Annotated in this window: 13 protein-coding genes; 3 read left to right on the forward strand and 10 right to left on the reverse strand. The window is 66.6% G+C overall.

All coding sequences use genetic code 11. The annotated features are described in order from the left end of the window. The first annotated feature begins 81 nt into the window (after positions 1-81). Together NA5_RS18845 and NA5_RS18850 are read left to right on the forward strand one after the other, a co-directional pair. Entirely contained in the window at positions 82-756 is a 675-nt protein-coding gene (locus tag NA5_RS18845) for a TetR/AcrR family transcriptional regulator (RefSeq protein WP_062987815.1), read from the forward strand. Between the two features lie 63 nt (positions 757-819). Next, entirely contained in the window at positions 820-1,668 is an 849-nt protein-coding gene (locus NA5_RS18850) for a 3-hydroxyacyl-CoA dehydrogenase (protein WP_062987817.1), read from the forward strand. A 139-nt stretch (positions 1,669-1,807) separates the two neighbouring features. Here NA5_RS18850 and NA5_RS18855 read toward each other — a convergent pair whose 3' ends face one another. The 8 genes from NA5_RS18855 to NA5_RS18890 form a co-directional block, all read right to left on the reverse strand. Next, complete coding sequence (locus NA5_RS18855) at positions 1,808-2,203, reverse strand: VOC family protein (RefSeq protein ID WP_062987819.1); 396 nt, start codon at positions 2,201-2,203, stop codon at positions 1,808-1,810. 17 nt (positions 2,204-2,220) lie between these two features. After that, on the reverse strand, positions 2,221-2,943 hold the full coding sequence (locus NA5_RS18860; protein WP_218020121.1) for an arsenate reductase/protein-tyrosine-phosphatase family protein: 723 nt from the start codon (positions 2,941-2,943) through the stop codon (positions 2,221-2,223). A 75-nt stretch (positions 2,944-3,018) separates the two neighbouring features. Then, entirely contained in the window at positions 3,019-4,161 is a 1,143-nt protein-coding gene (locus NA5_RS40495) for an AI-2E family transporter (protein WP_062987821.1), read from the reverse strand. 39 nt (positions 4,162-4,200) lie between these two features. Then, positions 4,201-5,532 carry a phosphatase PAP2 family protein gene (locus tag NA5_RS40500; RefSeq protein ID WP_281201724.1) on the reverse strand — a complete coding sequence of 444 codons (1,332 nt, stop codon included), beginning with the start codon at positions 5,530-5,532 and terminating at the stop codon, positions 4,201-4,203. Between the two features lie 117 nt (positions 5,533-5,649). After that, positions 5,650-6,519, reverse strand: a complete 870-nt coding sequence (locus NA5_RS18875; RefSeq protein WP_062987823.1) for a universal stress protein — start codon at positions 6,517-6,519, stop codon at positions 5,650-5,652. A 23-nt stretch (positions 6,520-6,542) separates the two neighbouring features. After that, positions 6,543-7,457 (reverse strand): universal stress protein, encoded by a 915-nt coding sequence (locus tag NA5_RS18880; protein ID WP_062987825.1) that lies wholly within the window; start codon positions 7,455-7,457, stop codon positions 6,543-6,545. 106 nt (positions 7,458-7,563) lie between these two features. Then, positions 7,564-9,300 carry a sensor histidine kinase gene (locus tag NA5_RS18885; protein ID WP_062987826.1) on the reverse strand — a complete coding sequence of 579 codons (1,737 nt, stop codon included), beginning with the start codon at positions 9,298-9,300 and terminating at the stop codon, positions 7,564-7,566. Positions 9,301-9,332: 32 nt separating this feature from the next. Then, positions 9,333-9,983 (reverse strand): response regulator, encoded by a 651-nt coding sequence (locus NA5_RS18890; protein WP_062987828.1) that lies wholly within the window; start codon positions 9,981-9,983, stop codon positions 9,333-9,335. Between the two features lie 221 nt (positions 9,984-10,204). Here NA5_RS18890 and NA5_RS18895 point away from each other — a divergent pair, with 221 nt between their 5' ends. Next, entirely contained in the window at positions 10,205-11,074 is an 870-nt protein-coding gene (locus NA5_RS18895) for a nitroreductase family protein (protein WP_062987830.1), read from the forward strand. A gap of 44 nt (positions 11,075-11,118) precedes the next feature. On the opposite strand, the gene NA5_RS18900 is transcribed toward NA5_RS18895, so the two are convergent. Then, entirely contained in the window at positions 11,119-12,120 is a 1,002-nt protein-coding gene (locus tag NA5_RS18900; RefSeq protein ID WP_062987832.1) for an Acg family FMN-binding oxidoreductase, read from the reverse strand. 424 nt (positions 12,121-12,544) lie between these two features. Next, a complete protein-coding gene (locus NA5_RS18910) occupies positions 12,545-13,372 on the reverse strand; it encodes a DUF1460 domain-containing protein (RefSeq protein ID WP_062987836.1) in 828 nt (275 codons plus the stop codon). Positions 13,373-13,711 lie beyond the last annotated feature (339 nt).

The raw sequence follows: 13,711 nt of genomic DNA on the forward strand, positions 1-13,711 counted from the left end.
ATGGATGACTGCTTCTCGAGCGCTCGACTCGATAATAATCAATCGATCGATTATTAACCAGTGGTCGTCTAATCTGAGCCCATGACGGTGACTCCGCCACGGCGCGTCGGCCGCCCGCGCAAGGACGAGGCGGGTGATACCCGTGCGCTGCTGCTCGCCGCCGCGCTGGATCTATTCGTCGAGCATGGCTACGCCGCCACCTCGGTGCGGATGATCGCGCGCGCCGCAGGTCTGTCCGATGGCGGTCTCTACGCTCACTTCGCCAATAAAGACGCGATCTACCGGGAGCTGACCGCCCAGGCCGGTGTCGGCGCGGTGGACACGGTGATCGCCGAGTTGCTTCCGGACCCCGATACGCCCCCGGATGATCCGCGCGGCTTCCTGACCGAAACCGTCGATCGAATACTGGACATCTTCGATACCGACGAATCCCGCAAGTTCACCAAACTCTTACTGCGCCAAGCGATTCCGAACGATCCACGCCTGGTCACCGACATGCTCGGCAAGGGGGCGGCCGCGCTGGCTCCGTACTTTCCGATCTGGGCGGATCGCGGACAACTGACCGAAGTGGTAACCGCGCGCCTGCGCACCGGGGAGTCCACCGGTGAAGCCTTGATGTGGGAACTGCTGGCGCCGCTGGGTTTCGTGCGATTGGTCTACCTGCACGGCCCGTCGGCGGCCCGCGCCGAAGGACGCCGCCGTGCCCACGACCACCTGGCCTTCTTCCTCGCCGCGGTGGTGCGCGACCGACGATGATCTTCCTCGACCACACCGATGACATCCCGGGCACTCCGTGCCCCGCGGAGTAAGGAGACAGCAATGACGATTCGCAAGGTGACCGTCCTCGGCACCGGGGTGCTGGGATCGCAGATCGCGTTCCAGACCGCATTCCACGGATTCGATGTCACCGCCTACGACATCAGCGACGAGGCGATCGCCGGTGCCCGCGAGCGTTTCGCCAAGCTCGCGGCGACTTATCGCATCGAAGTGCCGGGCGGTGACAGCAAGGCAGAGAAGACCGAGGCGGGCATCGTCGTGACCACGGACCTCGCCGCGGCCGTGCGGGATGCCGACCTCGTGATCGAGGCGGTGCCTGAGGTGCTCACCATCAAGGAGCAGACCTACCGGCAACTGGGCGAACTCGCGCCGGAAAAGACGATCTTCGCCACCAATTCGTCCACCCTGCTGCCCAGCGATATGAAGGACTACACCGGCCGCCCCGATAAATTCCTCGCGCTGCACTTCGCGAATCTGGTGTGGCGGTACAACACCGCCGAGGTGATGGGCACCTCCGAAACCGATCCGCAGGTCTTTCGGGCGGTCGTCGAGTTCGCCGCCGCGATCGGCATGGAGCCGATCGAACTGCACAAGGAAAAGGCGGGCTACGTCCTCAATTCGCTACTCGTGCCACTGCTGAATGCGGCCATGGCCCTCGGCGCGGGCGGATTCGCCGAACCGGAGGCGGTCGACAAGACCTGGCGGATCGGCACGGGCGCACCGGTCGGGCCATTCCAGATGCTCGACGTCATCGGCCTGACCACCCCCTACAACATCCTGGTCAACAGCGAGGACGGCCAGGAACTAGCGGCCTGGCTCAAGACCAACTACATCGATAAGGGCAAGCTCGGCATCGCCACCGGAGAGGGCTTCTACAAGTACTCCGCATAGCTCCACCGAACACTCGCCGAGCCGCCTCGCTGACGCAAAGCCAGTGACTATCACGCATAGCAAATAGCCTGTGCGCGATAGTCACTCGCTCTGCGACAGCTCCTCGGTACCGAGGCGGGCGCTGGGTGGGTCAAGCGCATCAGCGGGGTGCGGGTTGGAACAGTTCGACGAGGTTGCCCGCCGGATCTTGCAGCAGGACCTGTTGTCCGCCGGGGCCGCTGATGATGTCGTTGCGGAAGGTGACCCCGGCTGCTCGGAGCCGCTCGACCTCGGCGGCGATATCGTCGACGACGAGCTGGAGGCGGTTCCAGCCGCCGGGAGTCGGGACCGCGCCGTCGGGCATCGGACGCGCCGCTGAGCTCTTGGGTCCGGCAAGTAGCAGCTGGAGCGGGCCGCGTACGACGGCGGCGAAGGCGGGGGCGGCGTCGAAGTCGACGGTGAAGCCGAGGTGGGTGGTGTAGAAGTCGACAGCCGCCCGTACATCGTCGATGAGATAGCGGATGCGGGCGAGTTCGGTCGGTGCGGTCGTCGTCATGACGGATCTCCTTGTTTCTACAGCGGCAGGAAGCCGATTCGGGTATCGAGTTCGGTTGCGACACTTCGGAATTCCGGATAAGCCGCACTATCGGTGGGAGCTGCGGCGGACGGATCGGGCAGGCTCCAATGCGTTTCGACGGCCGATCCGTGGTCGCGCGGGACCTCGCGGATCTTGTCGCACAACGTGATCACGTAATCGAAATGCCGCGCCGCGACGGCGTCGAGCGATTGCGGTAACCGGGGTTCGAGGTCGATGTCGTAGTCCTCGTGCAGGACTCGCACCGCGTTCGGATGTAGTCGCGGTGCGGGATGACTGCCTGCGCTCGCGACGTCGATGCCCTCGACGCGGCGGCGCAGCAGGGCCTCGGCGATCGGGGAACGCGCACTGTTTCCGGTGCACAGGAACAACACCGAGCTGCCCTTCGGCCATGGTCGGCGCGTCGGCGCCAGCGCCGGATGCAGTGCGGTCGCCGCCTCGCCGAATGCGCTTGCGCAGCGGGACAGGTCGAGGTGGTAGTAGCTGTCGCGACCGTCGAAGTTGCTGCGCCGCACCGTCACCAGCCCGGCCGAGCGCAGCAGGCGCAGGTGGTAGGACACCAGATTCTGTGGCTCGTCGACGGCGGCGACCAACTCCCGCACGCGGCGATCACTCGCGGCCAACTCGGTCATCAGTGCCCAGCGCAGCGGATGCGCCGCCATGCGCATCAGCAGCGGAACCGGCACTCGATGGGAGGTCACGTAAGCGAGAATACATCAAACTGATTTGATGTGTTTTGCCTTCGGCGCGGCAATTCGGCAATGCGCTCGGCACCCTTACTCCGGTGCGGGCTCGGCCTCTTCGGATTCCTCGGGGGGTGCGGTGACGACGTCGATCTGTTCGCCCAGGTAGCGGGCTATCACCGCGATCACGGCCGCTACCGGAACCGCGAGGAAGGCGCCGACAATGCCGTAGAGCGAGCCGCCCGCGGTGATCGCGACGAGTACCACCACGGCATGCAATTGCATGCTGCGGCCCTGCAGAACCGGTTGCAGCACATTGCCTTCCAATTGCTGGACGGCGATGATGATGCCGAGCACGATCAGCGCCGTGGTGACACCATTGCCGACCAATGCGACGAGCACCGCCAGCGCCCCGGCCACGAATGCGCCGACCATCGGCACGAAACCGCCCATGAAGGTGATCACCGCGAGCACGAATGCGAGTGGGACGTGCAGGATCACCAGTCCGGCTCCGATGAACACCGCATCGATCAGACTGACCAGCGCCTGGACGCGGATGAATCCGCCCAGAGTGGACCAGATCCGATTCAGCACCTCCTCGAGGTGCCTGCCCCCGCGACTGCCGAGGACGGCATGCAGCCACGGCAGCAGCCGTGGACCGTCCTTGATGAAGAAGAATGCCAGGACCAGCACCAGGAACAGCGTCACCAGCGTGGAGGTCGCGGTGGTCACGCCGGTGAAAACGCCGGAGGCGATCTGTTCCGAACTGGACTTCAGCCGCTGGGTGATCGCCTCCACCGCGGCCTGCAACTGCTCCTCGCGGATCCGCAGCGGCGGACCGTGCAGCCAATCGCGCACCTTGTTGACGCCCTCGGTGGATTTGTCGGCCAGCTCCGGGGCCTGGTCCACGACCGACGGGACGATCAGTGCGATGACACCGGCGAGGACCCCGATGAATCCGAGCAGGGTGAGCGCCGCCGCGAGACCCGGCCGAAGGCCGTGCGCGGTGAGCCAGCGGGTCGGCGGCCACAGTATCGTCGCGACGATCAACGCCAGCGCGAGCGGCAGCAGCACCACCCAGAGGGCGGCGACGACGGTACCGAGCACCCACGCGCCCGCCGCGATCGCCACAATGCACAGCGACCATTTGGCCAGCCAGATGAGTCCGGCGCCGATCGCGTCGCCGCGGTCGCGGGTCGGTGGGCGGGTCTTGTCGGTGCCGTCCTGCTCACTCACGCCGCCAGTCTGGCACGGAAGACCCTCGCGCTGCCGGAGTTAGCGGCTCACTAACTTTTCCGAGACGTCCGTCACCTGTTCCGCGAACCAGGTGCGGTAGAAGGTGAACGCCAGCGCGGCGAATACACCGAGAACCGCGACACCGAACGGGAACGGGTAATTCGCCATCGGCAGCGCGAGGAAACGTACGCAGAGCAGCACCCCCGCGAAGGTCGCGATGCCGAAGGCCACCACCTGTGCGCGGGCGCGGTCCCAACCCCGGTCCGGCTCGCGCAGCACGGATTCGACGGTCAGGCACAGTGTCGCGCCCGCGACGAGGTCGACACCGTAGTGGGCGCCGAGTCCCAGCGTCGCGACCAGGGTGCAGACCAGCCAGAACGCACCACCCCAGCGCAACCAGAGCGGTCCGCGCCGAGAATGGATGAACAGCGACAGCGCCCACGCCGTATGCAGTGACGGCATGCAGTTGCGCGGTGTGATGGCGTCGAACGGCATCGAATCGACCGAGGACGGCAGTGCCGCAACGACATTCGGCCAGACATCGGCGAGTTCGAACCCCTGCCCCTCGGGACCGAACGCGAGCACCGGCCCGACCACCGGGAAGACCACATAGAACAACGGACCGACCACGCCGAGCGTCAAGAATGTACGCACCAGATAGTGGCGCGGCCACACACCCGCGGTCACGCCGCGCAGCTGCCATGCCGCGACCACGATGGCCGCGACCGGCAGTTCGAAATACACCCAGCGCACCACACCCAGTGGCACCGGTCCGGCCGCGTCGAGCGCCTGTCCGATGAGCCAGGACGGATTGCCGAGCGCGTGATCGGCCAGTTCCGCATAGGGGTCGAGCACGGTCGGGCAGGCCCATGCGGTGATGTCCAGCCAGATCTCGCCGACCTTTGTCGCCAGAATCAGCAGCGCACCGAGAGCGATTGTGCGCAGCGCGGTTTCGCGCCGCGCACCGGTCCAGCGCACCGCCGCGATCACCGCCAGCGCGGTGAGCACGATGGTCGGACCGTTGCCGACCGTGAACAGCCGCCCCTCGATCGCCCGAATGATCACGAAGACCACATCGATGCCGACCGCGGCCGCCAGCGCACGCACCCGCACATTCCAGGAGACGCCGATCAGCGCCAGCAGAAATCCGGCCCACGGCGTGGTCGCCGATTTGGGTCGCCCGACATAATCCCAGGCAAGACTGGTCAGCGGCCCGAGCGCATTGATATGCACCGCCATCAACTGCCCCGCGACCAACACCGCGACCGCGCCGATGACACTGCCCCAGATCAACCGAGATCGCCACGGACGCGCAGTCCCCGCTTCGTCCGGAGGTGCAACCGATCTCTCCTGCGCGCCCTCAATCAGCATTCCGACATCGTAAACAGGATGTGAACACCACCGTGCGCCCCGATTAACGCAACCTGTGAACGTTGCCATGCCCGCGCCCACGGTCAGCGCCGGAGCACCGCCCGGGCGGGCCGGGTATCAGGGACGGGCGATGATGAGTGGGCAGTCGGTGGCATGCAGGACGGCCTGGCTGACCGAGCCGAGCGTCATGCCCGCGAATCCGCCGCGGCCGCGGCTGCCGAGGACGATCAGTTGGGCGTATTCGGCCTCGGCGAGTAGACATCTTGCGGGTCGATCCTCGACGACCACGCGCTCGACCGTCAGGTCCGGATACTGTTCCGCACAACCCGCCAGGCTTTCCGACAGCAGCTCCTCGGCCTCTTTCTGCATATCGTCGCGGGAGATGTAGCGGTTGAATTCGGACCAGGCGAGCACCGCGCGCACGCCGACCTCGCGATGGGCGGCCTGGTCGAAGGCGACCTCGATGGCGCGGGTGGCGCTGGGAGAGCCGTCGACACCGACGAGCACCGGTCCGCGCAGCCGATCGGCTTTGTCGTTCTCGGGTTCGGGAATGACGGCGACCGGGCAGTGCGCGTGCCTCGCGACGGCGGTGCTCACCGAGCCGAGCAGGGCGCGGCGGAAGGCGCCGAGACCACGGGTGCCGACCACGAGCATGCGCGCATCCTTGGAGCGGTCGAGCAGCACCGGGATCGGCGGTGCGTCGACCACGAAGGTGGTGATATCGAGGTCGCCGACGGGGGCGGCGGCCGCGGTCGCGTCGGCGCGGGCGGTGTCGACGGCGGCGGCACCGGTCGCTCGATAGGCGTCGTAATCGATCTGATCGAAGGCGATTCCTGGACCGAAGTCCATCGGAGCGCCGATGCCGTACACGATGTGCATGGGCGCGCGGTGGCGGACGGCATCGACCGCGGCCCAGCGCAGTGCCTCGGTGGCGGACTCGGAGCCGTCGACGCCGACGAGTACGGGGGGATTGAGGTTGGTAGACATGGGATTTCGTGCCCCCTTCTACGCTACTGCGGGTGGACGACCATGACCGGGCAGTGCGCGGTCTGCACCAGTGCGTTGCTGGTAGAGCCGAGCAGCAGTCCGCGGAATCCACCGCGTCCCCGGCTGCCGACCACCAGCAACTGCGCCGACCGCGACCATTCGCGCAGCGCTTGGCGCGGCCCTGACAGGTACACCTTGCGGATGACCTGCACATCCGGGTATTTCTCCTGCCAGCCTGTGAGCTGTTCGGCCAGGATCGCCTGCCCGACGGTTTCGGCATCGTGATCGGAGACGGCGTAGGGGAGTCCGGCGAAGCGGTCGTAATACAGGTCGCTCCAGGCGTGGACGGCGACGAGTCGGGTTCTGCGCTCGCTGGCCTCGGCGAACGCGGCCCCGACGGCGGCCGCGCTGACCGGTCCGCCGTCGGCGCCGAGTACGACCGGGCCGATGCGTCGGGTCTGCTGTTCGGTGCCGGTATCGCGCACAACCACGATCGGACCGCGGCCGTGGCTTGCGACCGCGAGCAGCGTCGATCCGTGATGGCCCAGGGCGCCGCCGGAACCGGCCGTGCCGATCGCGACCAGATGCGCCGCCTCGGACAGCTCGATCAACAGATGGGCCGGATCGGCTTCGGAGAGTTCGGTTTCCACGGTCAGGCCCGGATCGACCTGCTGGGCGAGTCGGCGAGCCGTGCGCAGCGTGTCCGCGCCTTCGCGTCGGATCGCATCGATCACCGGCGGCATGATCACGTCATAGAGCCCGTAGTCCGACCCCGCCGTGAGATCGAGACCGTGCACGATGCGCAGGCGCCTACCCCGCTGGGCCGCGGTTTCGGCGGCCCACCGGACGGCGAGATCGGCCGCTTCGGAGCCATCGGTTCCGACCACTATTTCCGCCGACGCCAGCCGGTGTGGGTCATTGTGGTGCTGGGTGGTCATGGGCGGTCCCTTCGGGTTTCCGATCGATCAGCTGCCCGTAGGGTAGGAATCCGAGGCCCGCGCGCACGCCTGGCATTGGTCACGAACCACAGGGTCCAAAGACCGCTCAGGGCAGCGGCGCCGACCAGCGCAATACCGTGCCCCCCTCCTCGCCCCGCGTGACACTGAAGCTGCCGCCCGCCTGCTCGGCGCGGGTCGCCAGATTCGCCAATCCGCTCATCCGCTCGAAGTTGTCGGGGACGCCGACACCATCGTCGACGATCTCGATGGTGACGTCGTCGCGCACCCGGAGCTGGACCGATACCGTCGTCGCCGACGCATGCCGCACCGCATTGCTCACCGCTTCGCGCAGCACCGCCTCGACATCCTCCGACAGCGGCGGCGCCAGCACCGAGACCGGTCCGGCCAGCCGAATCGAGGTGCGCAGCCCGCTGTCTCCGATCATGTCGGCGATGATGCCGTGCAACCGCTTGCGCAGCGTCGGGGCATCCGCGGTGGTGCTGCTGTGCAGATCGAAGATCGAATGCCGGATCTCCTGCACGATCGACTGGACGTCCTGAATGGTCTCGGTGAGCCGAGATTTGACCTCGGGTAACTGGGCCCGCTGGGCGGTGCTCTGCAGCGAGAGACCGACCGCGAACAGGCGCTGGATCACGTGGTCGTGCAGGTCACGCGCGATCCGGTCGCGCTCGGAAAGCACATCGAGTTCGCGCATCCGCCGCTGGGTGGTCGCCTGCTGTAGGGCCAGGGCGGCCTGGTCGGAGAAGGCGGCCATCATCGACTGCCCGGCCTGGTCCAATGGCTGCGCACCCGGCGGTTGCACGGCGACGAGCACACCGATGACGGTGTCCTCGGCGCATAACGGTAGGACCAGCGCGGGCCCGAATTTCGATGGCTCATAGAAGTGCGGCCGGAAGCGCAGTTCATTCACCGCGACGACCTGGCCGGACCGGAAGGCTTCACCGGAATTCGATTCGTCCATCGGGATGCGCTCGCCGATCAGCTCCTCGGAACCGACGCCCGCGGCGGCGACCACCACGAGTTCGGTGACATCCTCGGCGGGGATATCGGGGTCCTCCCGGAGTGCGAGGAAGGTGCACGCGGAGTGGGTGAGCGTCAAAGCCCGGTCGGCGACCAGTTCGAGTGCGGTACCCGGTTCGCCGCCCGCGAGCAGTTCGGTGGCCACATCGCGGTTGGCTTCCAGCCATTGCTGGCGGATCCGGGATTGTTCGTAGAGGCGGGCGTTGGCGATGGCGATGCCCGCGGCGGCGGCCAGCGCCTGCACCACGACCTCGTCGTCCTCGGTGAATTCCTGACCACCGGTCTTCTCGGTCAGGTACAGGTTGCCGAAGATCTCGTCGCGCACCTTCACCGGTACGCCGAGGAAGGTGTGCATCGGCGGGTGGTGGGCGGGAAAGCCGACCGATGAGGGATGCTTCGAAAGATCCGGCAGCCGAATGGGTTTCGGTTGTTCGAAGAGCAGGCCGAGGACACCGTGACCGCGCGGCAGATCACCGATCATGACCCGGGTCCGGTCGTCGATGCCCTCGTACACGAATTCGGCGAGCTCGTTGCTGGTCTTATCGGATTCGCGCACGCCGAGCGCGCCGTACTCGGAGTCGACCAGTTCGATGGCGGTGTGCACGATCGAGCGCAGCGTGTTGTCGAGGTCCAATCCCGCGGTGACCACGAGCATCGCCTCGATCAGCCGGTCCATCCGGTCGCGGACGACGACGATCTGGGCGATGCGATCTTGGACCTCGCCGAGCAGTTCACGCAGCCGCAGCTGGGACAAAGTTTCCGTAACCGGCAGCTGGCCGGACACGGTCGACTTGTCTTCCATACTGAGTATTCTGCTCCGAAACTGCAGGTGGGTTACTCCGGTTTCCGCGTCGGCGGCTCGAGTTTCGAGGCCAGCACCGCGGCCTGAGTGCGGCGTTCGACGCCGAGTTTGGTCAGCAGCCGGGAGACATAGTTCTTCACGGTCTTCTCCGCCAGGAACATCCGATCCCCGATCTGCCGATTGGTCAGTCCCTCGCCGAGCAGCTTCAGCAGGGTCCGTTCCTGTTCGGTGAGACCGGCCAGCGGCCCGGTCTTGGCCGCGGCCTCCGCACGCAGCTTCGCCATCAGCGCCGCGGCCGCGCGATTGTCCAGCAGCGACTTACCCGCGCCGACCTCGCGAATGGCCTCGATCAGCTCCATGGTGTCGATGTCCTTGACCACATATCCGCTGGCACCGGCCAGGATGGCATCGAGCATGGCCTGCTCGTCGGTGAACGAGGTGAGTATCAGACAGCGCAGCTCGGGATGCTGATCCAGCAGTTCACGGCACAGTTCGATGCCATTGCCGTCGGGCAGACGCACATCGAGCACCACGACCTGCGGCCGGAGCGCGGGTATGCGCGCCAAGGCCTGCGAAACCGTGCCCGCTTCGCCGACGACCTCGAGATCGGGCTCGGACTCGATCAGATCCTTCACGCCACGACGCACGATCTGATGGTCATCGACCAAGAACACGCTGGTCATCCCGAATCACCTCGCTCGATTGATTTCGACCCTACTGAGCGAGCGGACGCGGCGTGCCGGAGATCGACCCCGGTTTGGTGACAAAAGTCCCTTGCTCCGTCGAGTTCGGCCCCCAGGCGGCTGATGATATCCGTCCGAAGTCCCGCGAGGAGGGGGCGTCCTGCTCTAACCAGCGATAGCGCCGCGGTGGCAGCGTGAATCGGGATGGAGGAAAGGACACCATGGATCACGGATGGCCCGATGATCACACCGTGCGGGTGGCGCTTGCGCTCGCGGTGCGGGCGCCGTCGGTACACAACACCCAACCGTGGCGATGGCGGATCGGCGAGCACGCCGTGCAGCTGTATCTGGATCCCGCGCGGGCGCTGCCCGCCACCGATCCGGATCAACGTGACATGGTGTTGAGTTGTGGTGCGGCACTGCATCATCTGCGGGTCGCCTTCGCCGCACTCGGCTGGTCGGCGGTGGTGCATCGGCTGCCGAACCCGGCCGAATCGAACCACCTGGCATCGATCGAACTGGTGCGGCATCGGCCCAATCCGCAAGATATCGCGCTGAGTGCCGCGATCACCCGCAGAAAGACCGATCGTCGGCATTTCAGCTCGAGGCCGGTGCCGCCAGGGTATTCAGTGCTGCTCCACGAACGCGCCGCGACGCTGGGGGCGGCTGTGCGGCAGGTGACCGGCCGGTCACGGGACTGCTTGATCGATACGCTGCGGGTCGCGGCCGAGCACCATGCGGGAGTGTTCGCCGACCCGCGGTTGGTCGAGGAGGCGGACGAACCCGATTTCGCCGAACTGCTGGTGCTCGCCACCGCGGGCGACGATCGAGGCTCGCGACTGTGCGCGGGTGAGGCATTGAGCGCGGTGCTGCTCACGGCCACCAATGTCGGCCTGGCCACCTGTGTGTTGACCGAACCGCTCGAGATCCCGGCGCTGCGTCATCGGGTCCGGGCCGGGGTCCTCGACGATAACCGGTATCCGCAGGCCTTGATCAGGATCGGTTGGGCGCCGACGAGCTCCGAGCAGCTGCCCATGACACCGCGTCGGTCGGTCGAGGACGACCGGATCCCTTCGAAACCGCCGAGATAGCGGCACACTGAACGGCCGGGAGCTACCGCCCCGGCCGTTCGGGCTCATTGCCGGATTGTCAGGATGTCGGCGAGTGGGCGGCGCGGCGTAGGTGGGGTTTCGGGTTCGTCGTCGGGTGCGGTGCCTACCCGGATGACCACCTGCGGGGTGCCGGGATGGGGTAGCATACCCGCGATAACCATTCGGGCCGAAGGCATTTCGGTGATGTGGGTCATCGAGCAACTGGCCAGGCCCGCCGTCGTGCATTCCAGCAGCAGAGCGGAAAGCGCTTCGCCGGTGTGCAGCCATGCGCTGACCGATTCGCGCGGCGAACTGAGCACCAACAGTCGCGCCTGGTCCTCGAGATCACCGCGACGCGACGAATGCGGCGCCGCCGGGAAGGCGCGGCCGACATCGACGCGGGCGAATTCGGCATCGGAGACCAGAGCCTCGCGCGGAACGCCTTCCGGATCGCCGGAATGCCCAGCCCACCAATGCAATTCGCTTTGGTATTCGATGTCGTGGCGGCGCAGCGCAGTGGCATGGTCGGAAGCGACCGCGAACTTGGAGCGCGCGCTTTCGTGGAGGAGATCGAGGTCGAGGTCGTGCGGTGTCACCAGCATCCGTCCGGCGTGCAGCAGCTGCGCCATGCCGGTCGGTGCGAGCAGCGGCAGTCGGTCGGTACGTCGCCGCTCGATGGCGCGGGCGCGGGCCAGCACGCCGGTCGGCGGCTCGGGCCAGGGCCGGAATTCGATAACCGCCAGATAGTCGGGGCGGCCGGTATCGGGCAGCCGGGTGGTATCGGTGTGCCAGCCCTTGGCCGCGAATACGGTCCGCACATGGTGCAGCATCGCGCCGCAGCTGATAACCAGTTGCCTACCCAGTGGGTCCGCCGAGGTCAGGAGGCGGTCGTTGTCGCGGTACAGGTGCAGCCGGGTGCCGTCGAATACCCAGCGCCACGGCTGGGTGTTGTGCAACGACGGCGCACGGCAGGCCGAACGCATGGCCGCCACCACCGTGGAATGGTCCGGCACGGAACGTACGCGGGTGAGGCTGGTATCGGTCATACCCTCGACTCTCGTCGGGCGATGGGCCGGTCGATACAGGCCTTGCGCCTGTTCTCGAAGGTCGATGGTCACCCGTGGACTCGGACTGATCACACCGCGGACGGATACCCGATTCGCCGGTTGACAGCATCTGCCGGGACCAATGTCCCCGGATCCAGGGCATCCCGGCTCTGTCTACTCCCGTGCCCGTCGGGGACAGTTGAATGCGAACCGGCCACCGAGGTTCGGCAGAAGTGAGGCGGCACGAGCGGTCAACCGCGGGAGCGGATCATGGTGAGCGATTCGACTCGCCGGTGCCGTGCAGGCAGCGGACGAGTCGGGTGTGGCGACGACCATACCGTGATCCGACCGACGAATTAGGCCCTCGCCGCCATCCGCTTCGTCGATGACGCGGTGGCCGGTTCGATTCTCGTGCACGCGGCGATTACTGCGCGCGGAGCACCATGATGCCCGGAATCGTGCGCAGGTAGTCGGCGAAGGGGGAGTCGACCACCTTGTTATCGGCGGCGAGTGAGGATGCGTTGCGGAAGACCGGGCCGCTCGGTGTCATGACGAAGATGCCGACGTGGGTGACATCGAGTCCCGGCTGGTCGGCGTACGCGCCGATGTAGTCGCCGGTGCGGAGTCCACCGATGACGCCCTGGTCCACAGCGGCGCTCGGGATGTAGGTGATAGCGCGATCGACCACCGGCAGGCCCGGAAGATACGTCCCGCCATCGGCTTTCGCGTTGAGGTGTTTGGTGACGGCCACCGCGGCCGGGCTCAGCGTGCCGGTGATGTCGGTGGCCGCGCTGCGCGCGGTATGCGACCAATCGCTGAAGAAGTGCTTGCGCTGGCGGAACTCGACGCGGCTGTCGGTGTAGCGGGTCGCGATCAGATTCGCCACGAACTGATCCTGATCGGTGGACCTGCTGAGGGCTTCGACATAGTCGAGGTAGGTGAAGCAGTCCACCCGCCGCAGGTCGATGACCAACTGCTCGGGCTGGTCCGCCGAGCCGATGAGCATATCCGCGCCGTACGGCGTGCCGAGCAGCCGAGCCGACAGCCGATCGATCAGCTCGCCCTTGCTCGCACCCGGTGCGGCGGCCCGCACTGCCAGCAACTCATCGATCTTCCCGGTCGTGACGTCATCGGTGATCGGTGCGCCGAACGCGGCGGGCACGGTCGGTAGGGCAAGGCCGAGGAGCGCCGAGATGACGAACAGTACCCGGGCGATGCTGCGCAAAAGGCCTCCAGCAGGGTGAACGGTCATTGCTGCCACGGTAGTCCGAGTCCGGTGCGCTACGGCCGCCGAACTCGAAAACGGCACGGCGGCTGCATGATCCGCCGGGGATCTCGTCATGAGCCCTGGATTCCGAGTCGAACAGTTTGGACACGGGATGATCACGATGTTGCCGTTTCGTTATCTCCGAGCCCTTCTTGTCGACGCATATTGCCTGGTTGAGCACGATTCGACCGGACTTACATCTGCAAGTGTGCGGTGGCGTCCGGAAGCCGTCGTACTCGGCGCGACGATTCCCCGCGAGTGTGGCAGGCTCTGTAACCGAGGCCGGGGTGCAGAGGTTTCGACTCGCACAACGGTCGGCGTAAC

Origin of the sequence: Nocardia anaemiae NBRC 100462 (assembly GCF_001612725.1) — a bacterium.
GTDB lineage: Bacteria > Actinomycetota > Actinomycetes > Mycobacteriales > Mycobacteriaceae > Nocardia > Nocardia anaemiae.